Consider the following 24,950-nt stretch of genomic DNA (forward strand, 5'->3'; position numbering starts at 1 on the left):
ACAATGCTGTTCGGATACCCGGCATCCACCTCGGGTGTCCGAGGGCGTGCCGCGTCGCAGACCGAGGATGGTTCACGGTGCGCGCGGTGTAGGGCGAACAGGGGGGAAGCATGGCTTTACCGCAGGGAACGACCGGATCGACCATGCCGCGGCGGCAGCTCGGCAGGCATTTGCGTGATCTGCGCAACCGGGCCGGGATGACCACGCGGGTGGCCGCGCAGCAGTTGGAGTGGTCGGAGGCGAAGATCTGGCGGATCGAGACCGGGCAGACCTCGCTGCGCGGCCTCGACGTCGAGGCGATGTGCAAGGTCTACGGCGCGCCGCCCGACCTGCTCGAACCGCTGCGCGCGTTGGCGCGCGACACGAAGGCCAAGGGCTGGTGGACCACCTACGGCGACGTGATCGCGGAGGGCTTCGACGTCTATATCGGGCTGGAAGAGGCGGCCACCAGGCTGTCCACCTACGAGAACGAACTCCTACCCGGCCTGCTGCAAACCGAGGGCTACACCCGCGCGCTGTGCACGGCGGCGCACCCGGAGTTGGCCGCGCACGAGATCGACCGCCGGGTGCGCTTGCGCCAGGCCCGGCAGACCCTGGTCACCCGGGCTGACGCGCCGCTGCGGCTGGACGCGCTGATCGATGAGGCGGTGCTGCGACGGCGCATCGGCGGCCCGGCGGTGACCGCCGAGCAACTCGACCATCTGCTCCGGATGGCGCAGCTGCCGAACGTCCGGATCCGGCTGGTGCCCGCGGATTGCGGCTATCACGACGGCATGGCGTCGGGTCGTTTCGTGCTGTTGGAGTTCGCCGAGGCGGGTTCCGGCGAGCGGCCGGAACCGCCGGTGGTCTACCTGGAGACGTTCACCGGTCCCGTCTACGTGGACAAGGAGCACGAGATCGCGCGCTTCCGAGCGGCGTTCGCGAGCATCGAGGCGGCGACGATCGACGCGCGTGCGCACATCGAGGACGCACGGAAAGCGCTCTGAGTAAACGCTTCAGCCCGCGCTGATCAGCACTTCGGCGGACCCGGCAATTCCCAGGTGTCGCTCAATACCGCCCGGTGGGTGGGCAGGGCCCGGTCGTAGACCTCGCGGCCCTTCTCGGTGAGGCAGACGAACACGGCGCGGCGGTCTTCCGCACACATGGTGCGCTGAACGAGGCCGTCGCGCTCCAGCCGTGCCACGGCCCGCGACAGCGCGCTCTGGCTGAGGTAGATGTCGTTGGCGAGGTCGCTCATCCGGTAGTCGCCACAGTTCGCGTCGATCAGCCGGTCCAGCGTCTCGAATTCGCTGAGCCCGATGTGATGACCGTTCTGAAGCGCTTTCTCGAGCGCACAACTCACCGCCGCGTGCCGGTCGAGCAGCTCGCGCCACTCTCCAACCAGCCCGGCCGGCGCGGGGGCGCGCCGGGCTGTGCTCACGGTGGTCGGCTTCGACATGGCCCCATCTTAGTGGGCACGGCATGTCCATGCAACTGCATTAAATGTGTTGGCATTTAATGCGTGCGCATGTAATGTCCTCCGCATGACTTCACCAGCAACGCTCTCGGCCGCTCAGGCGAGCGATCCGACCAGATGGTCAGCCCGGCTCTGGGGCATGCTGATCACGCTGTGCATCGTGTTGTTCCTCGACGGTCTCGACGTCTCGATGATCGGCGTCGCGCTGCCGTCCATCGGCACGGAACTCGATCTGTCCACCTCGACCCTGCAATGGCTGGTCAGCGGTTACGTCCTCGGGTACGGCGGTCTGCTGCTGCTCGGCGGCCGCACCGCCGACCTGCTCGGGCGGCGCAAGGTCTTCCTGATCGCGCTCGCCGTCTTCGCGGTCGCCTCGCTGGCAGGCGGTCTGGTCAGCTCCGGTCCGCTGCTGATCCTCACCCGCTTCGTCAAGGGCCTCGCCGCCGCGTTCACCGCACCGACCGGCCTGTCGATCATCACCACCAACTTCGCCGAGGGACCCGCCCGCAACAAGGCGTTGTCCATCTACACGGTGTTCGGCGCGGGCGGCTACTCCATGGGCCTGCTGTTCGGCGGTCTGATGACCGGCGTCGGCTGGCGCTGGACGTTCCTGCTCCCGGTGCCGATCGCGCTCGCCGCGCTGGCCGCGGCCTACGTGCTGGTGCCCAAGGACAAGCCGGCCGAGGAAGGCGGACACGACCTGTTCGGGGCGCTGCTGTCCACCGGCGCCATGCTGCTGCTGGTCTACACCGTGGTCGCCGCGCCGGAAGCCGGGTGGGCGTCCGCGCGCACCATCGGTTCGTTCGTCGCGGTCGCCGCGCTGTTCGCCGGATTCGTCGCGGTGGAGAAGCGGGTGCGCTACCCGCTGGTGCGCCTCGGGATCCTGCGCAAGTCCTCGCTGGTCCGGGCCAGTCTCGCGATCGTGGCGGTGGCGGGCTCCTACTTCAGCTGGCAGTTCATCGTGACCCTGTACATGCAGGACACTCTCGGTTGGTCTCCGCTGAAGCTGGCCATGGCGCTGCTGCCGGTCGGTCTGCTGGTCGTGCTGTCGGCCTTCTTCTCCGACCGACTCGTCGATCGTTTCGGCACCGGGCCGGTGATCGCGGTGACCATGACCGTGATGGCCGTCGGTTACCTGCTGTTCCTGCGGTTGGACACCGCACCCTCCTACCTGACCATGCTGCTGCCCGCGGTGCTGCTCATCGGCATCGGGTGGGTCGGCTTCCCCGCCATCAACATCCAGGCCACCAACGGCATCGATGACGAGGAGCAGGGTCTCGCCGCAGGCGTGCTGCAAACGTCCATGCAGGTCGGCGCGGCCATCGTGCTCGCGGTGACCACGGCGATCATCGCCTCCGGCGCACACGCCGACATCTCGGCCGCCGGGATGCTCGACACCTACCGTCCCGGTCTGGAGTTCGCCGCGGGCGTGTCCATCGTCGGCGCGCTGGTCGCCCTGCTGGCCTTCGTGCCGCGATTCCGCGGCCGGGAGCAGGCGGCGGACGAGGCGAAGGAACTGGAACTCGTCGCCTGACTGCCGTGCTGCCGAGCGCTGTCACCCGTATCGGGTGGCAGCGCTCGGCTCGGCGCGGGCGATATCCGCCACCTCATGCGGCTCACGAGAACGGCGGGGCCACGGTGTCTTTCGCGGAGCGGACGAAAGCGAGTTCCCGGCCGTCGCGCCCCACCCGCGGCCACTCGATGCCGAGCGTGGGATCGAACGCGTCGATATCGTGGTCGAACTCCGGCTGATACTCCAGGGAGCACAGATACGTGACCGTCGAGCCGTCCTCCAGCGAGAGGATCGCGTGGCCGAGCCCTTCGGACAGGAACACCGAGCGCCGGTCGACGTCGTCGAGCAGCACGCTGTCCCAGCGGCCATAGGTCGGCGAGCCGGGGCGCAGGTCGACGACCACGTCGAGGAAGGCGCCGCGCACGCAGGTCACGTACTTGGCCTGTCCGGGCGGGTCCTCGGTGTAGTGGATCCCGCGCAGCACCCCCGCGGCCGACACCGAGCAGTTGACCTGCCGCAGGTCGAACGGCCGCCCGGTCACCTTCTCGAACTCCGAGGCCTTGAACCCCTCGAGGAACATGCCGCGACTGTCGCCGTGCTGGCGCGGCGTGATCACCCACGCGCCCGGCACCGCGAGTTCCCGGAACTCCATGCTCACCAGTCCCGTCCGCGTTCGAGCAGATCGAGCAGGTAGCGGCCGTAGCCGGAGCGGACCAGCGGCTCGGCCAGCGCGCACAACCGCTCGTCATCGATGAAGCCCATCCGCCAGGCCACCTCCTCGGGGACGCCGATCTTGAGGCCCTGCCGTTCCTCGATGGTGCGTACGTAATTGGCGGCGTCGAGCAGGGAATCGAAGGTACCCGTGTCCAGCCAGGCGGTACCGCGGGCGAGCACGTCCACGCTCAGACGATCCTGTTCCAGGTAGGCGCGATTGATGTCGGTGATCTCGTACTCGCCACGGGCGGACGGACGCAGCGACCGGGCGATCTCCACCACATCGTTGTCGTAGAAGTACAGCCCTGGAATGGCGTAGTTCGACCGCGGCGTCTTGGGCTTCTCCTCGATGGACACCGCCCGTCCCTCGGTGAACTCCACCACGCCGTAGGCGGTCGGGTCGGACACCCAGTAGGCGAACACCGCGCCGCCGTCGATTCCGTGAAAGCGATTGAGGCTGGTGCCGAGGCCGGGACCGTGAAAGATGTTGTCGCCGAGCACCAGTGCGGCGCAATCGCCGCCGATGTGGTCGGCGCCGAGGACGAAGGCCCTGGCCAGGCCGTCCGGCTCCGGCTGGACCACGTAGCTCAGGGACAGCCCGAACTGCGTGCCGTCGCCCAGCAGCCGCCGGAACGCCGCCGCGTCCTCGGGCGTGGTGATCACCAAGATGTCCCTGATCCCCGCGAGCATCAGCGTGGAAAGGGGGTAGTAGACCATGGGTTTGTCGTAGACCGGGACCAGCTGCTTGCTCACCCCGCGCGTGATCGGGTGCAACCGGGAGCCGGTGCCGCCCGCCAGAATGATTCCGCGCATGCCTTGGAGTCTGCCAGTTTCGCGGCTCCGGGATTCGGTGAGGTTCCGAGTAGTCCTCGATTCGGTTACGGGCGTTCCGCGGCGGCGGGCTTCGAGCGATTCTGTTGCGTAGGTCACGATGCGCATGGTGTTCTGAAAAGACACTGTGTGAGATGTCAGCGCCGACAGCTCGCTGGGCACGGTCCGGTCGTGATTCGGCGCGCCAGTTGTGAGGTAGGTGCGCGATGGCGACCAGAGACGGCGAGCCCGGTGCGGTGATGAATCCGAAGGGCCCCAGCGCGCAATCGCGTCTGCTGCTGGCCACTTGCATGGGCGTGGTCCGCCCGATGCTGCGAACCTTTCCGGTGACGAGGACGACCATCCCGGTCGGCGCGGCCACCGTCGACGGGCTGGCGCGGTTACGTCCTCGACCGCAGGGGATCGATCGAGAGCAGGTGTCGCTGCACGGCATCCGCCTGGAGATCATCCGCCCGGCCGGTGCGTCGCGTGCGTTGCGCCACGGCGCGGTGCTGTACATGCACGGCGGTGGCTTCGCGATCTGCAGTACCCGTAGTCATCGCCCGGTCGCGGCGAGCCTGGCCCGCCGCACCGGCCTGCCCGTGATCAACGTCGAGTACCGCCAGTTGCCCCGGACGCGGATCAGCGATTCGGTGGGGGACTGCCTCGCGGCCTATCGCTGGCTGCTGCGCCATGGCGCGGATCCAGGGCGGATCATCTTCGCGGGTGATTCGGCGGGCGGATACCTCACCTTCGCGACCGCCCTGCTGGCACTGGAGTCGGGGCTGCCCGCACCGGCCGGGTTGGTCGGCTTGAGCGCGCTGCTCGACCTGGACTACGCGGCGAAGCGGGACTACGTGAACGTCGCGCGCGATCCGTATATCCCGCTCTCGGCGCTGGAAGCGGTGGTGCGCATCGGCGCGGAGGTCGACGGGACGCTGGATCCGAGCCTCTCGCCGGTCAACGCGGCGCTGTCCGCGCTTCCACCCGTGCTGCTGGTCGCCGCCGAGGACGAGGTGCTGCGCTTCGATTCCGAACTGATGGCGCAGCGGCTCACCGCGGCGGGCGTGCCGAACGCCTTGGAGTTGTGGCGCGGCCAGGTCCACGCCTTCATGAGCATCGCGCCGAATCTGCCGGAGAGCAGGGCGGCGCTGGCGCGGGTCGCGCGGTTCGTGCGGGCCAGGATCGAAGGGGACCAGCGGGCTCGGACGGCGTAACCGGTCGGGCCCTGCCCAGGCGAGCCCCGCCCCGCATCAGACGGGACGGGGCTCGCGTCTGTGCAGGGGTGGTGCACTGCTCCGGGCGAAATTATTTCCGAATCGAAGTTATCTATCCTTGATAGCCGAGGTCACGACGTCGAAATCTTGGCGCTTCACTTTTTGTTCAGGATTAGTTAACTTTCGTTCGCGGCGGCAATGAATGAAGCCCCGTCCGCGTGGACAGCGCGGAGGGGGCTTCGATTCGTTTTCAGTTGTCCGTACGGTCGCGGGGAATTACTTCGGGGCGACGAACGGCTGGTTGATGGTGGTGAAGTACTGGATCGCGGCACCGATGGCGACCGGGGCGGTGATCAGCAGCTGGCCCGCGAGGGTGCCCAGCGCGCCGACGGCGATGATGCCGCCGAGGCAGCCGATGGCCGCGGCCGGGATGAACGCGCCGAACAGGCCGACGATGGCCGCCGAGGCGACGGTCGCGCCGGCGATGCCGCCGAGCACGCAGCCGACGGCGCCGCCGCCGATGCCGCCGACCAGGGTGCCGATGGTCGCGCCGGTCGAGATGGTGTCCTTCATGCGGTTGAAGGCGGCCTGCTCACGGTCGTACTCGGACTTCCAGGGCGCCTTGTCCTCGAACGGCAGGGCGACGGGCTTGTAGGTCGCGTGCGCCATGTCGAACTGCGGGGTCAGGGTGGCGGTGTGGTCCGCGATCTCGGCAGCGATCGGGAACTCGAAATCATCCACCCGGAAGGTCATCGGCATGCCGGTCAGCACGTTGCCGTTGGCCGCCTTGACCTTGAAAACGCCATCCTCGACGACCATGGAACCGGCATCGGTCGTGATGATGGACTGGGTGTCGGTCGCGTGAGCGGTGAAGTTCACCGCGTCATCGGCCTCGGCGGCCGGAGCCGCGTTCACGGTGCCGGCGGTGACGCCGAGGGCGGCGATCAGCAGTGCCGACGTCGCGGCGAATTTCCTCATCAGCATTTTGTTTGGAACCTCGATTGAAGCGTTCGGAGGGGACTAGACGAGCAAAATCTAGACCAGCTAACGCGTGGTGAACCCCTTGTGACTGTTTATTCAAATTTTGTTCACCATCGAGACCCACGGCTTGGTGGGGTCGCGGAAATAGGGGCGCTGACCGGGCTTTTCCGTGCCATATCAATCTGAGAGTTCCAATCGTTGGGAAGTCAATGAGACGAATGTCACAGATCGAAAACCTGGAGTTCGGTTTGGCCGCACCGGGTTTCGAGTCCGTCGCCGGTGCGGCGGGGCCCCACGTACAGTCATGGGGTGCGATTGCTCGTCACCGGTGGCGCCGGATTCATCGGCGCGAACTTCGTCCAGCAGACCGTGTCCGCCCACCCGGATACGGCCGTCACCGTCCTCGACGCCCTGACCTATGCCGGGAACCGAGCCTCGCTCGACCCGGTGGCCGATCGCATCGAGTTCGTGCACGGCGACATCGCCGATCTCGACCTGGTCGACGAACTGGTCAGCGGCATGGACGCGGTGGTGCACTTCGCCGCGGAGTCGCACAACGACAACTCTCTCGCCGAGCCGTGGCCGTTCGTGCAGACCAATATCGTCGGCACGTATTCCCTGCTGCAGGCCGTGCGCAGGCACGACGTGCGCTATCACCACGTGTCGACCGACGAGGTCTACGGCGACCTCGCCCCGGACGATCCGGCCTTCACCGAGACCACCCCCTACAACCCGTCCAGCCCGTACTCGGCCACCAAGGCCTCGAGCGATCTGCTGGTGCGCGCGTGGACCCGCTCGTTCGGCGTACGCGCCACGATCTCCAACTGCAGTAACAATTACGGGCCCTACCAGCACGTGGAGAAATTCATCCCGCGCCAGATCACCAATCTGATCGATGGGGTCCGTCCCCGGCTCTACGGGGCGGGACACCAGGTACGCGACTGGATCCACGTCGACGACCACAACCGCGCCGTGTGGGAGATCCTGCGCCGGGGCCGGATCGGGCAGACCTACCTGATCGGCGCCGACGGCGAACTAGACAACAAGTCCGTGGTGCAGATGATCCTCGCGGAGTTCGGCCGCGACCCCGACGATTTCGACCACGTGACCGACCGGCCCGGCCACGACCAGCGCTACGCGATCGACGCGACGTCGCTGCGTTCCGAACTCGATTGGCGCCCCCGTTACGCTGACTTCCGCGCCGGACTCGCCGCGACGATTCAGTGGTACCGGGACAACGAGAACTGGTGGCGCCCGTACAAGGCCGCCACCGAGCACGCCTACCTCGCTGCGGGCGAGCGGACTCTCAGCGCGGCGGGAGACTGAAAGGCGCCCCGGGCGATACCCGAGACGCCGCTCAGCCCCAGACGATGGTGTAGTACTTCGCCGCCGCCGCGATCAGCGCCACGCTCGTCGCCACCAGCACGGTGACGGCCGGGCCCACGGTCGGGGTCTTCCCCGCGGAGTCCGTGAGCCGCAGCGGCATCCAGCGCAGCAGCACCGCGAGCGTCACGATCGCCAGCGGCACGAAATAGCGGCCCTGCACGCCGTCGATGATGTAGTAGCCGACCGGCGTGAACGACATGTACAGCGTCACGTAGATCATCGCGACGCTCGCGGCCATGGTGAGCGCGACGATCAGGGTGCGGCGGAAGGCCGGGACGGTCATCCGTTCCGCGATGCCGATGCTCACCGCGAACGCGAGCAGGCAGGCCAGCATGGCGATGGCGGGCACGTCGACGTAGGCGAAGCCGAGTTCGCCGAAGAACTGGCTGAACCAGCGCTGGTCGCGCAGGGCGATGCTCTCGCCGAACACGTGCACGAACTCCGGTGGATCGCGCAGGATGCCGCTGAGCTGGTCACCGGGACGCACCGAGTGCCACTGGTGCGGCGGCCGCATCAGGCCCATGCCGTCGCCGGTCGGCGCCGCTATCTTCATCCACACCGCGAACGCGAGCGCGCCCGCCGCGGCGAACACCCACGGAATCCCGCGCCGCCACCCGCTGAATCCGAATCGGTCGGCGGGCACCAGGGCGACCAGCAGCGCGAGCAACACGTAGGTGGGCTTGCTCACCGGCAGCAGGATCGTCGCGGCCAGCAGCGCGCCGATCTCCACCCGGCCCAGTCGCATGCCGAGGAAGATGGCCTTCACCAGCAGCGCGGAGACCAAGATGGCCAGCGCGTTGGTCATGGTGTCGGCGGTCACCGTGCCCGCCTGGAACACCGCGATCGGCAGCACGGCGACGGTGAACGCCAGCCACTGCACCCGGTGCGCGCGCAAGGCGTACAGGCCGAACCCGACCACAGCGAGATAGGCCACCAGTCCGGCGAACCGGGTGAGCAGGAGCAGGCCACCCACGTTCAGCCCGAATAGTTCGCCGAGGCGGATGCCGATAGCGGCCGGAATGTAGGGGATCGGCGAGTAAGCCGCGGTATTGGTGAACCACACCGGTTCGGTGGCGTCCGAGACCGCGGCGCCGGTCAGTTGGTCGTAGCGGGCCGGGTCGCCCACCATGGGATCCGGCTCGTCCGGGTTGGTGGAGTAGTCCCGCAGCGCGTAGCCCATCAGCTCGGTGATGCTGGACGGGACGTCGCCGCCGTAGGCGATGCCGCGATCGTCGTGGATCCGCTGCGGCAGGAACCCGACGTGCGCGACCTGGTAGGCGCGACCGAACTGGGTGATCTCGTCATGACCCCAGAACGGCGGGGTGAGAACGGTGAACAGCGCACCGAAGATCGTCGCCAGCAGGGTGAAGGCGATCGTCGCCGCGCCCAGGCGCGTCACCACTCGCTCCGCGAGACCTTTCGCCGACCGGTCCGTGCCGGTGGTCGCCGCCTCGGCGTCCACAGCCGGTAGCGGGGCGGTGTCGGTGGCGGGTAGCGGCGCGGTGTCCGAACGCTCGCCCAGATTCTCCTCCGGCGTCGCGGCCCGATCCGCCGAGGTCGTCAACGCCCGGCTCCGCCGTTGCCCGCGCTGCGCGGGTCCTCCGCGCCCACCGCGGTGTAGCGCAGGTAGACCAGGCGCGCGGCCTCGTGGCGGGAGCGCCGGATGCCGTCGAGGATCAGTCCCGCGGTCCAGGCGAGGCTGCCGAGCAGCAGCAGCGTGAAGGCGAGGAACAGCGTCGGGAACCGCGGCACCGTGTGGGTGTTGTAGAACTCGACGACGATCGGAATGGTCAGGACGATCGAGACCAGCCAGCTCAGCGTGCCGAACAGGCCGTAGAACGCGACCGGCCGCTCGTGCCGGGCCAGCCCGACGATCAGGGCGAGGATCTTGAATCCGTCGTGATAGGTGCGCAGCTTGCTCTCGCTGCCCGCCGGACGATCGCGGAAGCCGACCGGCACCGCCGTCCGCGGCACCCGCAGGTGCAGGGAATGCACCGTGAGCTCGGTTTCGATCTCGAATTCACGAGACACCGCCGGAAAGCTCTTCACGAACCGGCGGGAGAACACCCGGAAACCGGAGAGCATGTCCTCGACGTTCTCGCCGAACACCTTCCCGACCACGCCGTTGAGCACCTTGTTACCGGTCTCGTGGCCCGCGCGGTAGGCCGAGGCGCCCTCGTCCTGCTTGCGCACGCCGAGCACATGGTCGTAGGGGCCGTCGAGCAACGTCTTGATCATCAGCGGCGCGGCGGACGCCTCATAGGTGTCGTCGCCGTCGACCATCAAGTACACGTCCGCCTCGATGTCGGCGAAGGCGCGGCGCACCACGTTGCCCTTGCCCTTGGTGTGCTCGTGGCGCACGATCGCTCCGGCCTCGCGTGCGCGCTCGGCGGTTTTGTCCGTGCTCAGATTGTCGTAGACGTAGACGACGATTCCCGGCACGGCGGCCTGCAGATCGGCCACGACCTTGGCGACCGAGGCCTCTTCGTTGTGACACGGAACCACGGCGGCAATACGGAGCTCGGTGGAGTCCACCCGGGTCAATCCTCGCGATCGGTGGTGAATGTGGGAACACGGGGAGGGTACAGGGAACTCACAGTTTGCGCGTGGCCGACCTCACCGTGTGCGGAGGCGGAATTTCCCCGCGCGGGCGCTTCGGCGCTCCTGCGGTACCGTCGGGCCGTGCCATCCAGTGAGTCCACCGCACCCGCGGACGAGCCAGTGACGCAGGAGACCGAAGCGATCGTTCGCAAGGTGCTCACCGCGCTGCGCAGAGGCGGGGCTTTCCTGGTGGTCGGCGCGATCGGGTTCCTGGTGGACGCGGGCACGTACAACCTCCTGGTCTTCTGGGGTGGCGAGGGCGTGCTCTATCACTACCCACTACCGGCAAAGATCATCGCGATCGCGGTGGCCACGGTGGTGACCTATTTCGGCAACAAGTGGTGGACCTTCGCGCACAAGCGGACCGACAATCCCGGTCGCGAATACCTGTTGTACGCGGTGTTCAACGTCGTCGCGATCGGCCTGCAACTGGGCTGTCTCGGCTTCTCCCGCTACGTGCTCGACCTGTCCAGCCCGCTGTCGGACAACATCTCCGGTACGTTGATCGGGCAGATCGTGGCCGTGGTGTTCCGGTACTGGGTCTATGACAAGTTCGTCTTCACCGGAGCGCGAGCGGGTACCGGCAGCGCCACCGACAACGAATCGGCGAACGTTTAGCAATGCTTCGAGCACACGTCGGCGTGGCCGTACGGCGGGCAGCCGCACAGGGCGGTTGATATCCTCACCCCCGCCGTGAAGGCATCGAGGGGCGTGTCTGTCCCGTCCGGCACAATGAGAATTTCGAGGATTTCATGGATCAGTCGGCTATCGAGGCCGTTACCGAAACAAACGATCGCTCGACGGCCGCTGAGGCGCCTGCCGCGCTGCGCGCCGACCATCGGGCGCCGGACCGGCTCGTGCTCCAGCGCGGTATCTTCGCCGGTCCGTCGGCGAAGGTGAGCGACGAGCTGTACGCCGTCGTGAAAGGTGGCGCGCACCGAGAACGCCAGACCCTGCGTTTGGACAAGGGCGCGACCGCGCACACCAACACCTATTTCGGCCGGTTCGCCGCGAGCTACTGGCAGCGCTGGACCACGGTCACCGATGTGCGGGTCACCATGGTGCTCGACGTCGCCGCCAAGGCGAACATCCGTCTGGTGGCCTCCGACATCGCCGGTCACCGCAGGATCATCGACACCCAGCGGGTCGACGCGAGCGGTTCGGTCACCCTGACCGCCCCGCTGGACCAGTACGTCGACGGCGGCGCGCTGTGGCTGGAGTTCGACGCCATCGGCGGCGCGCTCGGCATCGCGGAGTTGAGCTGGACCGCCGTCGCGCCGGAACGCGTCCGTCCGGTCGCCATCGCGATCTGCACCTTCAACCGTGCCGAGGACTGCGCCGAGACGGTCGCGGCGCTGTCCTCCGACCCGACCGTGCTCGCCGCGATCGACGCGGTGTACGTCGTCGACCAGGGCACCGATCTGGTCGAGAACCGGCCGCGTTACCAGGAGGTCGCACCGGTCCTCGGCGAGAAGCTGCGCTACCTGCGTCAGCCGAACCTGGGCGGCGCGGGCGGCTTCACCCGGGGGCTGTATGAGGTGTCCGCGGTCAACGAGCACGCCGACGTCATCCTGATGGACGACGACATCCTGTGCGAACCGGAGACGGTGCTGCGCCTGAACGCGTTCGCCAACCTGACGGTCGAACCGACCCTGGTCGGCGCGCAGATGCTGTTCCTGCTCAACCCCGACTACCTCAACGTCGGCGCCGAGGAAGTGCATCTGAACCGGCTGCGGCACGGCCAGAAGGTGCCCAAGGCGCTGCGCAACACCAGCATGTTGAAGAAAAACCAGGAGCGCCGTGTGGACGCGGGCTACAACGCCTGGTGGACCTGCCTCATCCCGGCCGAGGTGGTCGCGAAGATCGGCCTGCCGATCCCGATCTTCTTCCAGTGGGACGACGTGGAGTACGGCATCCGGGCGCGCGAGCACGGTTTCGTCACCGTCACGCTCCCCAACGCCGCGGTCTGGCACGCGGACTTCTACTGGAAGGACTACGACGACTGGGCGCGCTACTTCAGCACCCGCAACTCGCTGATCGTCGGCTCGCTGCACACCGAGTTGGACGGTAAGGACATCTCGGGCCGGCTGTTCCGGGAGATGGCCGAGCAGCTGGTCGCGATGCAGTACGGCTTGGTGCACACCACCCTGCAGGGCATCGAGGATTTCTTGAAGGGCCCGAAGGTGTTGCGGGACGGCGGTATCGAGGCGCTGGCCGCCGCGCGGACCAGCCGGGCCGACTACGCCGAGACGATCAAGCATCCGGCCTCGACGCCGCCGGTCCGTTCCGCGGACATCCAGTTGCGCCGTGCCGGTGGGGAACCCAGCCGCGCGAAGCTGGTGCTGATCAAGCGCGCGATCAATCAGTGGCTGGGCCGCACCCAGCACGGCATCATCGGCGTCACCAGGGAAGACGCCTACTGGTGGCATGTCTCGCTGTTCGACCACGTGGTGGTCACCGACGCCTCGCAATCCGGTGTCCGGGTGCGTCGGCGCGACAAGGCCCGCGCGCTGCGGCTGCTGCGTCGGATGGTGCGTGTGCTGCGTCGCCTGCGCCGTGAGCTGCCCGCGGTCCAGGCGCAGTACCGCGCGGCCATGCCGGAATTGACCAGCCGCGAGAATTGGGAGCGGTTGTACGGGATCGAAAGGTCCGGCGCTCCACGCGCCTGACCCGAGTGCCCCCGAAACCGCGTTCAGGTCACTGACCGGTTTCGGGGCGCCCGTATCTTGCGTGCGCGTCAGAGAAATAGATCGGTGGTGAGTTCCCCGTCGCCGGGGGTGACGCGGTACTTGTCCAGGTCGGTGATGCCGTGGGCGGCCAGGACATCGTCGTCGATGAAGAAGTTGCCGCTGGTTTCCTTGCCGGGCGAGGTGAGCACCAGGTAGGCGGCGTCGGCGTAGATGTCGGGGGTGCGCGAGGTGGAGACCATCTCCTCGCCGCCGAGCAGGTTCTTCACCGCCGCGGTGGCGATCGTGGTGCGCGGCCACAGTGAATTGACGCCGATGCCGTCGCCTTTGAGCTCCTCGGCCAGCCCCAACGTGGTCAGCGACATGCCGTACTTGGCGATCGTGTAGCCCAGCGCCATGCCCGCCCACTTGGGGTCCAGGTTCAGCGGCGGGGACAGCGTCAGGATGTGCGGGTTGCGCCCGGCCTTCGCCGATTCGCGCAGATGCGGGATGCTCAGCTTGGACAGCAGGAAGCTGCCTCGGCAGTTGATGTCCTGCATCAAGTCGTATTTCTTCATCGGCAGTGCGTCCGTGGGGGACAAGTCGATCGCGGAGGCGTTGTTCACCACGATGTCGATGCCGCCGAACCGCTCGACCGTCTGGCGCACCGCCTCGGCCACCGACTCGTCGACGCGAACGTCGCCGACGAACGGCAGTACCTGCCCGCCCTCCGCCTCGAGTTCCGCGGCGGCGGTGTGGATGGTGCCCGGCAGCTTGGGATGCGGCTGATCGGTCTTCGCGATCAGGGTGATGTTGGCGCCGTCGGCCGCGGCCCGCTTGGCGATCTCCAGCCCGATGCCGCGACTGCCGCCGGACATGATCATCGTCCGGCCCGCTAGCGGCTTGGATCCCGGTTCCGTCATCTGACCTGCTCCTTCGTTTCCGCCGCAGGCATCAGCCCGCGGCTGTACGCGCTTGCAGACTAAGCGTAAACCCGCTCGTTATGCAACCAGTTGCATAGGTGGTGCGAAGAGAGGGCACCGGCGTGCCGGTGCCCTCTTCCGGTTCAGGCCGTGGCGGCGATGAGCACGATGTTCAGCAAGAACATCAGGCCGACCAGGGCCCAGACGATGTACAGGAACAGCAGGCCCGGCGCTTTCTGCGGAACCGGTCCGATCGCGCCGTTGAGGAAGATCACAACCGGCGGCTTGTAGTAGAACCGCGCGGCCTGTCCCTCGGCGATCGGCACGGTCACGTTCGCCGAACCCATGTCGAACAACCACGGGGTGGTGACCCGGACGTGGTACTGGCCCGGGCCGACCGGGATGTGGTTCGCGCCCCAACGGGTGTTGGGCACCCGCTGTCCGTTGACCAGGATCTTCGGCTTGGTCAGCCCGAGCATGAACGTCCAGAGCGAATACGAGGCATCGATGGTGATGCCCGGCGGATCGGCGGGCCTGCCGTAGCCCTGCGGGCCGAACTGCTGCGGTTGACCGTACGGTTGCGGCTGACCGAACTGTTGCGGCTGGCCGTAGGGCTGCGGCTGCCCGTACTGCGGTGCGGGCTGGGCGAATTGGGGCGCGGGCTGCCCGTATGGCGACTGGCCCACCTGAGGTTGGGCGAGATGCGGTTGGCTCGGATGCTGCCCCGCGGGCGGCGCGTACTGCGCGGGCGCCTGCTGAGGCGGGTACTGGCCGACTGGCGGCTGCTGACCGAATGTCGGCTGTCCAGGCCATTGGCCGGGCTGCTGACCGGGTGGCGGGTACCCGCCGGGCTGACTCATCTATCCCTCCCAGATAGCGAACGATGCGAAGGGCACCCTACCGTGCCCCCGCTCGATCAGCGTCGCGAGTTCCGCTCCCGGAACATCTTGCGGTGCTGCTTGCTGATGTCCCGCCAGGCTCGCTCGCGTTCGGCTTGCAGCCGTTTGTCGGTGCGCGCCCGCATCCACTCGTTCTCCCGGGCCAGCTTGTCGTAGCTGTCGAGCCTGCGCTGGGTGAGTTCGCCGTTGTCGATCGCCTCCCGCACCGCGCACCCGGGTTCGCCGTGGTGCGCGCAATCGCCGAAACGACACTGGGCGGCAAGGGTTTCGATGTCGCTGAAGGTCTTCTCGATGCCCTCGGTGGCGTCCCAAAGCCCGACGCCGCGCAGCCCCGGCGTATCGATCAGGGTGCCGCCGCCGGGCAGCGGGCGCAGCTCCCGGTGCACCGTGGTGTGCCTGCCTTTCTTGTCGGTGTCGCGAACCGCGTTGGTGGCGAAGACCTCCGCGCCGAGCAGCGCGTTGGCGAGAGTCGACTTCCCAGCACCGGAGGGTCCGAGCAGCGCGACGGTGCCGTCGAGCAGCGCCGTGAGCACGTCGAGCCCGAGGCCGGTGTTCGCGCTCACCTCGAGCACGGCAGCGCCCGGCGCGACGGCGCGTACCTGGGCGAGCGGGAGGTCGTCGGCCGCGTCGGCCTTGGTGAGCAGCACGATCGGCTGGGCATTGCTCTCCCACACCAGCGCGAGCATGCGTTCGATGCGGCCGAGATCCACGTCGCCGTCGGCGGCGGCACAGATCAGCACGGTGTCGACGTTGGCGGCGAGCACCTGGCCCTGGGACCGGCCGGAGACCGACGATCGCATGATCGCCGATCGGCGCGGCAGCAACCGGCGCACCGCCGAGGTGGCGTCGACGGTCACCCAGTCGCCGGTGCACAGCCCGCTGACCTCGGAATCCGGGCGCGGGCAGCGAGCGCGGGCGAGCCCGTCGGGCGTGGCCACATCGCATTCGCTGCGGTCCATGCGGATCACTCGCGCGGGCACACAGTCTTCCTCGATCATCGAGGCGTACTGCGCGGCAACGGCTTCGGTCCAGCCGTAAGGGACGAGAAGGTCGCGGTCGACCATGATGGAAGGAGTCCTTCGTCGGGCGCCGAACCCGACGAAGGGTTCAGCGAGCGGAGAATGAGGTGGAGTTTCGTGTGGCGGCATGACCGACGTCAGCTCGCCTGAACACGACAACCCGAACGTTCCTCGTCACGGTCCACACCTCCTTGCCTCTCTCGCAGTTCTGCCCACTCTTGCACTCGACTCCGGCTCCGCACAACCGAATTACCGATTCGGGTCGGGAAGCGCCACGCATCGGACTGATCCGAGGCGCCGCGCGGCGACCTTCCGAGCTCAGTCGGGCTTGCCGAACTGCTCGTGGCGGCCGAGTGAGCGTAGGTGGAACCACTCGCGCAGGCCGGCCGGGTCGCGGCGGGTGACGAGGAAGAACCAGGAGAAGCGAACCCACTCCTGGGGCAGTAGTTTCCGCATACCCGGCTGCGACATCAAGTAGCCGCGGTTGCGGTAGGTGAAGTAGCGCTTCACCGGATCGTCGGGATATTGCGTGTGCATCCGGCCGCCGAGAATCGGCTTGAACTCCGCCGCACCGTTGGGATGCAGATATGCCGTCTGCAGGCAGGTGCCGAAGGGCAGCCCGGAGCGCACCAGCCTGCGATGCACCTCCACCTCGTCACCGCGCACGAACAGGCGCAGGTCCGGCACGCCGATCACGTCGACCGCCCGCGCGGAGATCAGCGCGCCGTTGAACAGCGAGGCGATGCCGGGCAGGAAGTCGTCGTCGCCGAGTTCCGAGCGCAGCCTGCGCCAAACCACGCCGCGGCGCAGCGGGAAGGCGAGGCGGTCGGGTTCGTCGATATCGCAGACCACGGGCGAAACCTCGACCAGACCGTGCCGGTTCGCGCAGTCCAGCAGGGTGGACAGCACATCGGGGCCTTCTGGCCTGCCGTCGTCGTCAGCGAGCCACACCCAGTCCGCGCCGATGCTCAACGCGTGCAGCATGCCGAGCGCGAACCCGCCCGCGCCGCCGAGGTTGTGCGCCGAGCCCAGGTAGGTGGATTCCACCGGCTGGTCGCGCACCAGATCGGCGACTTCGGTCTCGTTGCCGTTGTCCACCACGATCAGGTGGTCCACCGGCCGGGACTGCGAGGTGACGACCTTCAGTGACTCGGCGAGCAGTTCGCGGCGCTTGTGCGTGACGACGACGGCAACGACGCGCGGCTGCGAATCCGGATCCGGCGCCGCGGATTCCGCGGCGGGATCGGCGAGCTCGACGGCATCCTCCGGTGCGGAGCCGATCCGGGCCTGCGCCCCTTCGTCGATCGGGGTGTCCTGCCCGGTCGGCTCACTCATGCTGTGGCCTTCCTGGCATGTGCGGGGCCCTCCGTGGTCACGCTTCGCTGCCGCCTCCGGGCCTGACCGCTCATGCCTGATTCCGCTCCAATTCTCGATCTGATTTCTCGCCCCGCTCCGCTTCCATCTCGCGCAGCACGGTCGCGACGTGATTCCCCGCCTCCGGCCCCTCATAGGCTCGCACCACTTCTTCGATGCCGCCACGCAAGCGGATCTGGCCGTGGTCGATCCACAACGCCGTGTCGCACAACTGCGCGAGGAATTCGTTCGAATGGCTGGCGAAGACCAGGATGCCCGAACGCGCCACCAACGACTGCAACCGCTTGCGGGCCTTCTTCATGAATTCCGCGTCGACGGCGCCGATGCCCTCGTCGAGCAGCAGGATCTCGGGATCGATCGAGGTGACCACGCCCATCGCGAGGCGCACCCGCATACCGGTGGAATAGGTGCGCAGGGGCATGGACAGGTATTCGCCGAGCTCGGTGAAATCGGCGATCTCATCGATCTTCGACAGCATCTGCTTGCGGGTCTGCCCGAGGAACAGTCCGCGGATGATGATGTTCTCGTAGCCGGAGATCTCCGGGTCCATGCCGACGCCGAGGTCGAACACCGGAGCCACCCGCCCGCGGATGCGCGCACTGCCCCGCGACGGTTCGTAGATGCCCGAGAGCAGGCGCAGCAGCGTCGATTTGCCCGCGCCGTTGTGCCCGACCAAGCCCACCCGGTCGCCTTCTTTCAGCGACAGGTTGATCTCCCGCAGGGCCTCGACCACGACGACGTCGGATTTGTTGCGTCCGATCGCGCCGCCGGCCTTGCCGAGGAACGCCTTTTTCAACGACCGCGATTTGGCGTCGAAGATCGGGAATTCGACCCAGGCTTCCTGGGTCTCGATACTCACACGACTCATCGGGGCGCTCCTATACCCAGTACGGCACGCGCGAACGGAACTGCTTCATCGCGAGGATCGCCACGATCCAGCCCAGCAGGGTGATCACGCCGACGACCAGCCAGTGCCGCAGTTCTTGCGGTTCGCCGAGCAGGGGCGCCCGGACGATTTCGAGATAGTGGAACGTCGGCACGAGTTCGGCCAGCTTCGCGCGGTCGCCGTTGTTCATCTGCGATTGCAGCGTCTTGGTCGTCCACATGACCGGGGTCAGCACGAACAGCATCAGCGTGGTGCTGCCGAGAATCGGCGCGATGTCGCGGTAGCGCGTGCTGAAGATGCCGAACACGATCGACACCCACATCGAATTCAGGAAGATCAGCGCGATCGCCGGAATCGCCATGAGGCTGGCCACCCCGAGATGGCGCCACACGCCGAACGCGGCGAGCATCACCACGTAGATGACCATGTTGTGGGCGAAGAAGAGCAGTTGCCGCCACACCAGCCGGTAGACGTGCACGCTCAAGGCCGAAGGAAGCTGCTTGATCAGGCCCTCATTGGCGATGAAGACCTCCGAGCCCTCCAGGATGCTCGCGCTGATCACGTTCCAGATGATCAAGCCGACCGTCACGTAGGGCAGATACTCCCGCAGCGGCTGGCCGAGCAGCGCCGCGTACAGCACACCCATCGCCACGGCCTGCAAGCCGGTGGCAATGGTGATCCAGAACGGACCGAGCACCGAGCGCCGGTAACGCTGCTTGATGTCCTGCCAGCCGAGCGACAGCCACAGCTCTCGCTGCGCGAAGCCGACCGCGAAGTCCTGGAACGCGCGCCGGAACGTCTGGGAGTCCGGCACGATCTTCGCCACGGTGGCTCCGGCGTGCAGGGTCTCCGTCTCCGGTGTTGCCGCGCTCACAGGGTCCTCCGGTGAGTCGTCGCCGGAACGCTCCGTGTGCTCGGCCGAGGGGGTCGGCGAGCTGTCATCTGAACGTGCTTGGTCATCGGAACCAACTGAGCTCTCTTCAGGACGCACCGCACTCGGATCGGAGACCGAGTCGGAGCGAGCGGCAGCGGCGGGCACGGTGCACGAGACTACCCCGGCCGCTTCCCGCCGCCGCGTGGCACACGCGCGTCGCCGGTCTCACAGGTACTGGCCGGAACCGCCGGTGACGTGACCGGCTTGGCCGCCGCGCGGGTCGACGGCGTTGAGGCCGGGCGGCAGCGCGCCTTGGCGCATCTGTTCGAGCTGGGCGCGCGCGGCCATCTGCTGGGCGAACAGCGCGGTCTGGATGCCGTGGAACAGGCCCTCCAGCCAGCCGACCAGCTGGGCCTGCGCGATCCGCAGCTCGGCGTCGGTCGGGACGGCGTCGTCGGTGAACGGCAGGGTGAGCCGCTCGAGCTCCTCCCGCAGTTCCGGGGCGAGGCCCTGCTCCAGCTCCCGCACCGAGGACGTGTGGATCTCCTTCAGGCGATTGCGGCTGGCCTCGTCCAGCGGGGCGGCGCGCACCTCCTCGAGCAGCTGCTTGATCATGGTGCCGATGCGCATGACCTTCGCGGGCTGCTCGACCATGTCGGCGAGCGATTCGCCGGAGTCGTCCCGATCGTCCGACTTGTCCTTGTTATCGTCGGTCACGACCTGCGCGGTGAAGGGAGCCCCCGGTCCGGCCGCCGCCGGGATGGCCAACGGCCTGCCGTCGGGTCCGACAACGACGATGTGGTCCGGTGCCTCGTCCGAGTGCGTCATGGTCCCTATCATGTCGTGTTCGCTCCGAACGCGCTAAGCCGGTGTTCCGCGGACGGGCACACTGGGCAGGGCGCGGCGCGTGTCGCTGGTACGCACCGCCCTGGGAGCCGGCGTTCTATTCTGTTCGGGTCGTGTGATTCGGATTTGTCGAAAGTCGGTCGCCATGCTGAGTCCCAGGTCGCTGTGCTCTCGCCACGATGTGGAGGGGAACGCGGTTACACAGGCTCGCCCGCTGCCCTTAGAGTGGCCAGCATGACTTACGACGTCGCGCGGGTTCGGGGCCTGATACCGTCCCTGGGCGACGGCTGGATCCATCTCGACCCGCAAGCGGGCATGCTGATCCCGGACGCGGTATCCCGGGCTGTTTCAACGGGTTTCCGAACTTCTTCCTTCTCGCATATCGGCCGAACCGCCGCGGCCGTGCGCAGCGCGGCGATTCTGGACGCGGCCCGCGAGGCCGTCGCGGACCTGGTCGGCGGTGACCCGGCGGGTGTCGTGCTCGGTCCCGACCGTGCGGTCCTGCTGGCCTGGCTGGCCGAATCGCTGAGTTCCCGCCTCGGACTCGGCACCGGCATCGTGTTGTCCAGGCTGGACGACGAGGCCAATGTCGCGCCGTGGCTGCGCATCGCCAACCGCTACGGCGCGCACGTGCGCTGGGCCGAGGTGGAGATCGAGACCTGCGAGATGCCGTCCTGGCAGTTCGAGGAGTTGATCGGACCCACGGCGCGGCTGGTCGCCCTCACCGCCGCCTCGCCCATCGTCGGCTCGGCGCCCGCCGTGCGGGTTGCCGCGGACCGGGTGCACGAGGTGGGCGGCCTGCTGGTGGCCGACGCGTTCGGCGCCGCGCCCTACGCGCTCATCGACATCGAGGAACTGAACGCCGACGTCGTCGCGTTGAGCGCACCGGCGTGGGGCGGTCCGCAGATCGGCGCGCTGGTCTTCCGTGACCCCGCGTTCCTGGATCGGATCCCGTCCATGTCGCTCAACCCCTACGCGAAGGGCGCCGAGCGGCTCGAGGTCGGCGGGCACCAATACGCGCTGCTCGCGGGCCTGACCACTTCGATCGATTTCCTGGCCGGGCTGGACGAGCGGGCCCACGGCACCCGGCGCGAGCGGCTGGAGATGTCGATCACCTCGTTGCAGGACTACCACGACCAGTTGTTCGAGCACCTGATGAGCATGCTCGACTCGATCCCGAGCCTCACCGTGATCGGCCGCGCGTCCACCCGCATTCCCACGGTCAGCTTCACGCTCGCGGGCATGCAGGCGGAGAAGGTCGCGGCGAAGCTCGCCGACAACCGGATCGGCACGGTGAGCGGTGTGCACGGCGGCAGCAGGCTGCTGGACGCGCTCGGCGTCAACGACGAGGGCGGCGCCGTGACCATCGGGCTCGCGCCCTACACCACCAAGTTCGAGATCGATCAGCTCGGCAGGGCGCTGCTGGCGCTGGAGTGAGCGCCGCTCAGAGTTCCGCCACCCGCAGCACGACCTTGCCGACCACCTCGCCGGAGTCCAGCAGCCGGTGCGCTTCGGCGGCCTCCTCGATCGGCAGTTCGGCCGCGATGACGGGCGCCACCGTGCCGTCGGCGATCAACGGCCACAGCTGCCCGCGCACCTCCGCCACGATCTCGGCCTTGCCGCCCGCTCCGGTCGCGGGCCTCGCGCGCACGTTGGTGGCGTGGACGGTGCCCCACTTGCGCAACAGGGCGCCCAGGTTCAGTTCGGCGGTCACTCCGCCCTGCATGCCGATCACCACGAGGCGGCCGTGCTCGGCCAGCGCGTCGACGTTGCGTCCCAGGTAGGCCGCGCCCATGTTGTCGAGGATGACGTCCGCGCCGGAGCCGCCTGCGCCCGACCGCTCGGCACGCACGGCCGCGACGAAGTCGTCCTCTTTGTAGTTGATAAGCACGTCCGCCCCGAGTTCCGCGCAGCGCGCCAGCTTCTCGGCCGATCCGGCGGTCACCGCGACGCGCGCGCCGAGGGCCTTGGCGACCTGGATGGCGTGCGTACCGATCCCGCTGCCGCCGCCGTGGATCAGCACCAGCTGGTTGGCCCGCAGACCCGCGGTCATCACCAGGTTCGACCACACGGTCGCCGCCACCTCGGGCAGCCCGGCCGCCGCGCCCAGGTCCAGGCCGTCCGGAACCGGAAGCAACTGGGTGGCGGCCACCACGACCCGCTCGGCGTAGCCGCCGCCGGACAGCAGCGCGCACACCCGATCGCCGACCGCCCAGTCGCGCACTCCGTCGCCGATTCCGGCGATCACGCCGGAGCATTCCAGGCCGAGTAGCGGGCTGGCTCCCGGCGGGGGCGGGTAGAAGCCCTGACGCTGCAACAGATCGGCCCGGTTGACACCCGCGGCGGCCACCTCGATCAGCACTTCTCCGTGTCCCGGCTTCGGCTCCGGCGCTTCGGCCAAGACCATGACATCGGGACCGCCGAAACCGTTCAGATCTATAGCGCGCACCATGCCATAGTGCTCCGCGCGGACGGACGGCCGCGCGCTGGCCCCCGGAGCCGACCTTTCCGGACCGATCCGGCAAGCGGCCTGCGGTGACCGGCGTCACGGACTACCGTTCCGGTGATGAGTGGCGGCTTCATCGATTTCCAGAACGAGATCTACCTCGGCGGTCTGGGCGGCGTGAGACCCGAATTGCCCATGACCGCAGCGGGTCTGGAGTCGCTGGCGCGGGAGCGGCTGGATCCGGCCGCCTTCGCCTACGTGGCGGGCAGCGCGTCCGCGGAGCGCACCGCCGCCGCCAATCGATCCGCCTTCGACCGCTACCGCATCCTGCCGCGGATGCTGCGCGGCTCCACCGGCCCCGGCGCCCGGGATCTGTCCGTCGAGGTGCTCGGCACGAAACTGGCCGCGCCCGTGCTCACCGCGCCGGTCGGCGTCCTGGAACTCCTGCACGAGGGCGGCGAGGTGATCGTGGCGGAGGTGACCAAGGAACTCGGCCTCGGCACGGTGCTGTCCACGGCCGCTTCCTCGACCATCGAGGACGTCGGCGCGGCGGCCGGTGCGTGGTGGTATCAGCTGTATTGGCCCGCGGATGACGAACTGGCCTGCTCTTTCGTCCGGCGCGCCGAGCAGGCCGGAGCTTCGGCGATCGTGGTCACCGTGGACACTCCGACCCTCGGCTGGCGGCCGCGCGACCTGGAACAGGCGCACCTGCCGTTCCTGCACGCAAAGGGCATCGCCAACTATTTGTCCGACCCGGTGTTCCGGGCCAAGCTGCCCGCCGCGCCGGAGGAGAGCGAGGAGGCGATGCGGACGGCCATCCTCACCTGGGTCGGCCTGTTCGGCAACCACACGCTGCGGCTCGCGGACCTCGCGCTGCTGCGCGAATGGACGGATCTCCCGATCGCGGTGAAAGGCATCCTGCACCCGGACGACGCACGTCAGGCAGTGGATGCCGGCGCCGATGCGGTGGTGGTGAGCAATCACGGCGGCCGCCAAGTGGACGGCTCGATCGCGGCGCTGGACGCGCTGCCCGCGGTGGTGGCCACCATCGGCGACCGCGCCGACGTCCTGTTCGACTCCGGCCTGCGCACCGGTTCCGACGTGCTCGTGGCGCTGGCCCTGGGTGCGAAGGCGGTGCTGTACGGGCGGCCGTGGGCCTACGGCCTCGGGCTCGCGGGCGCCGCGGGGGTACGGCACGCGCTGCGCACGTTGCTCGCCGATTTCGACTCCACCCTCGGCCTCGCCGGATGCGCCAGCCCGGCCGCGGTGAACCGCGCACTGCTGTCCACGGTGCGCTGACCTGCGAGAGTTGCCCATTTCGGCAGTTCGTCGCGCATAGAATGACCACCGTGCATCCCGAACCGAGCGGTCGCGTCGTGGCCGAGCCCCGCTGGCTCACCCCGGCCCAGCAGCGCGCCTGGCGCGCGTACATGGACGGCCACCAGCGCCTGATGACAGCACTGAATCGTCAGCTGCAACGTGACAGCGACCTGACCGTCGCCGAATACCGGATCCTGGTCCTGCTCTCCGAGGCGCCCGACCGCTCGTTGCGGATGAGCGAGCTGGCCGACGGCGTGCTGTCCTCGCGCAGCAAGCTGACCCACCAGATCCGGCGGCTGGAGGCACAGAAGATGGTCCGCCGCAACACCTGCCTGGAGGACGGCCGCGGCGTGCTCGCCGAACTCACCGACGAGGGCCTGCGCCGCCTGCAAGCCGCCGCGCCCGGCCACGTCGAAGCCGTCCGCCGCCATTTCATCGACCTGCTGGCTCCGGCCCAGCTCGAGGTGATCGCCGACGTCTTCGGCCGCGTCGACGAGGAAATCGGCAAGCACTCCGGCTGAGCCGTCCGCTACGATCAGGTCCCTGGAGACGTGGCAGAGCGGCCGAATGCACTCGCCTTGAAAGCGAGCGTCGCGAGAGCGACCGGGGGTTCAAATCCCTCCGTCTCCGCTCCACTCGTCGCTGGCCCATGCTCATGGAGAGCATGTGCCGGGCTCGTTTCGCAATTTTTTGTGGGGGGTGCAACCCCCACACCCCGTCCGGCGGGCTTCGCCCCCGGACCCGCTGTGGGTTGAGCCGGGTCTTCCGCTGCTGGCTGGGTCGCGTTGCTGGTCCGGGCACCCGCTGATGGCCGGAGGTTGCCGTTGACGGTTGGACCTTCAGTTGATGGCTCGGCACTGTCCCGTTGGAACCGCCGCTGGTTATAGTCCCGTGTCGGCGCGGAAGTCTCTGCGGACGAAATTCGGCCGGATGTCCATGTCGGGTGGGTCGTAGTAGCGGTGGAAGGTCGGGGTCAGGCCGGAGGAGATCGGCGGGTTGATCCAGGACCAGTCGGTGGG

The 24,950-nt window shown here is 68.1% G+C and carries 24 protein-coding genes and 1 tRNA gene; 10 read left to right on the top strand and 15 right to left on the bottom strand.

From position 1 onward, the window contains the following. Positions 1 to 110: 110 nt before the first annotated feature. The gene (locus tag ACIA5H_RS19800) at positions 111 to 986 is read left to right on the top strand and encodes a helix-turn-helix domain-containing protein (RefSeq protein ID WP_379249896.1); all 876 of its coding nucleotides are present in this window, start codon (positions 111 to 113) and stop codon (positions 984 to 986) included. Between the two features lie 23 nt (positions 987 to 1,009). Here the strand turns inward: ACIA5H_RS19800 and ACIA5H_RS19805 are convergent, their stop codons facing one another. Next, positions 1,010 to 1,438 (bottom strand): MarR family winged helix-turn-helix transcriptional regulator, encoded by a 429-nt coding sequence (locus ACIA5H_RS19805; protein WP_379249897.1) that lies wholly within the window; start codon positions 1,436 to 1,438, stop codon positions 1,010 to 1,012. Positions 1,439 to 1,523: 85 nt separating this feature from the next. Between ACIA5H_RS19805 and ACIA5H_RS19810 the strand changes: the two genes are divergently transcribed. Then, entirely contained in the window at positions 1,524 to 2,990 is a 1,467-nt protein-coding gene (locus tag ACIA5H_RS19810) for an MFS transporter (RefSeq protein ID WP_397077013.1), read from the top strand. Between the two features lie 82 nt (positions 2,991 to 3,072). Here the strand turns inward: ACIA5H_RS19810 and ACIA5H_RS19815 are convergent, their stop codons facing one another. After that, a complete protein-coding gene (locus tag ACIA5H_RS19815; protein WP_397077030.1) occupies positions 3,073 to 3,621 on the bottom strand; it encodes a dTDP-4-dehydrorhamnose 3,5-epimerase family protein in 549 nt (182 codons plus the stop codon). Between the two features lie 2 nt (positions 3,622 to 3,623). Further along, complete coding sequence (gene rfbA, locus ACIA5H_RS19820) at positions 3,624 to 4,496, bottom strand: glucose-1-phosphate thymidylyltransferase RfbA (RefSeq protein ID WP_355073084.1); 873 nt, start codon at positions 4,494 to 4,496, stop codon at positions 3,624 to 3,626. Positions 4,497 to 4,720: 224 nt separating this feature from the next. Between rfbA and ACIA5H_RS19825 the strand changes: the two genes are divergently transcribed. After that, positions 4,721 to 5,710, top strand: coding sequence for an alpha/beta hydrolase (locus ACIA5H_RS19825; RefSeq protein ID WP_379249901.1), 990 nt, complete (start codon positions 4,721 to 4,723; stop codon positions 5,708 to 5,710). Between the two features lie 276 nt (positions 5,711 to 5,986). Here ACIA5H_RS19825 and ACIA5H_RS19830 read toward each other — a convergent pair whose 3' ends face one another. Next, positions 5,987 to 6,694 (bottom strand): hypothetical protein, encoded by a 708-nt coding sequence (locus ACIA5H_RS19830; RefSeq protein WP_355073080.1) that lies wholly within the window; start codon positions 6,692 to 6,694, stop codon positions 5,987 to 5,989. Between the two features lie 306 nt (positions 6,695 to 7,000). On the opposite strand from ACIA5H_RS19830, the gene rfbB reads away from it, so the two are divergent. After that, positions 7,001 to 8,017 (top strand): dTDP-glucose 4,6-dehydratase, encoded by a 1,017-nt coding sequence (gene rfbB / locus ACIA5H_RS19835; RefSeq protein WP_379249903.1) that lies wholly within the window; start codon positions 7,001 to 7,003, stop codon positions 8,015 to 8,017. Between the two features lie 31 nt (positions 8,018 to 8,048). Here rfbB and ACIA5H_RS19840 read toward each other — a convergent pair whose 3' ends face one another. Both ACIA5H_RS19840 and ACIA5H_RS19845 read right to left on the bottom strand, forming a co-directional pair. After that, positions 8,049 to 9,641, bottom strand: coding sequence for a DUF2142 domain-containing protein (locus tag ACIA5H_RS19840; RefSeq protein ID WP_397077014.1), 1,593 nt, complete (start codon positions 9,639 to 9,641; stop codon positions 8,049 to 8,051). Further along, the gene (locus tag ACIA5H_RS19845) at positions 9,638 to 10,612 is read right to left on the bottom strand and encodes a glycosyltransferase (RefSeq protein ID WP_379249906.1); all 975 of its coding nucleotides are present in this window, start codon (positions 10,610 to 10,612) and stop codon (positions 9,638 to 9,640) included. Before ACIA5H_RS19845 ends, ACIA5H_RS19840 begins: the two co-directional genes overlap by 4 nt. A gap of 147 nt (positions 10,613 to 10,759) precedes the next feature. Here ACIA5H_RS19845 and ACIA5H_RS19850 point away from each other — a divergent pair, with 147 nt between their 5' ends. Then, a complete protein-coding gene (locus ACIA5H_RS19850; protein ID WP_397077015.1) occupies positions 10,760 to 11,296 on the top strand; it encodes a GtrA family protein in 537 nt (178 codons plus the stop codon). Between the two features lie 134 nt (positions 11,297 to 11,430). Then, entirely contained in the window at positions 11,431 to 13,347 is a 1,917-nt protein-coding gene (locus ACIA5H_RS19855; protein ID WP_379249908.1) for a glycosyltransferase, read from the top strand. Between the two features lie 68 nt (positions 13,348 to 13,415). Here the strand turns inward: ACIA5H_RS19855 and ACIA5H_RS19860 are convergent, their stop codons facing one another. The 7 genes from ACIA5H_RS19860 to ACIA5H_RS19890 form a co-directional block, all read right to left on the bottom strand. Further along, positions 13,416 to 14,267 (bottom strand): NAD(P)-dependent oxidoreductase, encoded by an 852-nt coding sequence (locus tag ACIA5H_RS19860; protein ID WP_355073068.1) that lies wholly within the window; start codon positions 14,265 to 14,267, stop codon positions 13,416 to 13,418. Between the two features lie 143 nt (positions 14,268 to 14,410). Further along, a complete protein-coding gene (locus ACIA5H_RS19865; RefSeq protein WP_355073066.1) occupies positions 14,411 to 15,127 on the bottom strand; it encodes a hypothetical protein in 717 nt (238 codons plus the stop codon). 56 nt (positions 15,128 to 15,183) lie between these two features. After that, positions 15,184 to 16,230 (bottom strand): ribosome small subunit-dependent GTPase A, encoded by a 1,047-nt coding sequence (gene rsgA / locus ACIA5H_RS19870; RefSeq protein ID WP_397077016.1) that lies wholly within the window; start codon positions 16,228 to 16,230, stop codon positions 15,184 to 15,186. A 273-nt stretch (positions 16,231 to 16,503) separates the two neighbouring features. Further along, entirely contained in the window at positions 16,504 to 17,520 is a 1,017-nt protein-coding gene (locus ACIA5H_RS19875) for a glycosyltransferase (protein WP_397077017.1), read from the bottom strand. Positions 17,521 to 17,590: 70 nt separating this feature from the next. Continuing rightward, complete coding sequence (locus tag ACIA5H_RS19880) at positions 17,591 to 18,427, bottom strand: ABC transporter ATP-binding protein (RefSeq protein ID WP_379249915.1); 837 nt, start codon at positions 18,425 to 18,427, stop codon at positions 17,591 to 17,593. Positions 18,428 to 18,437: 10 nt separating this feature from the next. Continuing rightward, entirely contained in the window at positions 18,438 to 19,319 is an 882-nt protein-coding gene (locus ACIA5H_RS19885; protein ID WP_379249917.1) for an ABC transporter permease, read from the bottom strand. A gap of 225 nt (positions 19,320 to 19,544) precedes the next feature. Then, the gene (locus tag ACIA5H_RS19890) at positions 19,545 to 20,147 is read right to left on the bottom strand and encodes a bacterial proteasome activator family protein (protein ID WP_379249919.1); all 603 of its coding nucleotides are present in this window, start codon (positions 20,145 to 20,147) and stop codon (positions 19,545 to 19,547) included. 252 nt (positions 20,148 to 20,399) lie between these two features. Here ACIA5H_RS19890 and ACIA5H_RS19895 point away from each other — a divergent pair, with 252 nt between their 5' ends. Continuing rightward, positions 20,400 to 21,602: a cysteine desulfurase-like protein gene (locus ACIA5H_RS19895; protein ID WP_355073057.1), complete on the top strand. Its 1,203-nt coding sequence runs from the start codon at positions 20,400 to 20,402 to the stop codon at positions 21,600 to 21,602. Positions 21,603 to 21,609: 7 nt separating this feature from the next. Here ACIA5H_RS19895 and ACIA5H_RS19900 read toward each other — a convergent pair whose 3' ends face one another. Then, positions 21,610 to 22,614 carry an NAD(P)H-quinone oxidoreductase gene (locus ACIA5H_RS19900; protein ID WP_397077031.1) on the bottom strand — a complete coding sequence of 335 codons (1,005 nt, stop codon included), beginning with the start codon at positions 22,612 to 22,614 and terminating at the stop codon, positions 21,610 to 21,612. Between the two features lie 117 nt (positions 22,615 to 22,731). Here ACIA5H_RS19900 and ACIA5H_RS19905 point away from each other — a divergent pair, with 117 nt between their 5' ends. The 3 genes from ACIA5H_RS19905 to ACIA5H_RS19915 all read left to right on the top strand — a co-directional run bounded on the left by ACIA5H_RS19905 (position 22,732) and on the right by ACIA5H_RS19915 (position 24,561). Beyond that, positions 22,732 to 23,910 (top strand): alpha-hydroxy-acid oxidizing protein, encoded by a 1,179-nt coding sequence (locus ACIA5H_RS19905; protein WP_379249921.1) that lies wholly within the window; start codon positions 22,732 to 22,734, stop codon positions 23,908 to 23,910. Positions 23,911 to 23,951: 41 nt separating this feature from the next. Beyond that, positions 23,952 to 24,452 (top strand): MarR family winged helix-turn-helix transcriptional regulator, encoded by a 501-nt coding sequence (locus ACIA5H_RS19910; RefSeq protein WP_379249923.1) that lies wholly within the window; start codon positions 23,952 to 23,954, stop codon positions 24,450 to 24,452. 24 nt (positions 24,453 to 24,476) lie between these two features. After that, positions 24,477 to 24,561: transfer RNA gene (locus ACIA5H_RS19915), tRNA-Ser, on the top strand. Positions 24,562 to 24,812: 251 nt separating this feature from the next. Here ACIA5H_RS19915 and ACIA5H_RS19920 read toward each other — a convergent pair. Then, positions 24,813 to 24,950 (bottom strand): nitric oxide synthase oxygenase (locus ACIA5H_RS19920; RefSeq protein ID WP_397077032.1); only part of this gene is annotated, 138 nt, incomplete at its 5' end.

It is taken from the genome of Nocardia sp. NPDC051900 (assembly GCF_044452545.1).
GTDB classification, from domain to species: domain Bacteria; phylum Actinomycetota; class Actinomycetes; order Mycobacteriales; family Mycobacteriaceae; genus Nocardia; species Nocardia sichangensis.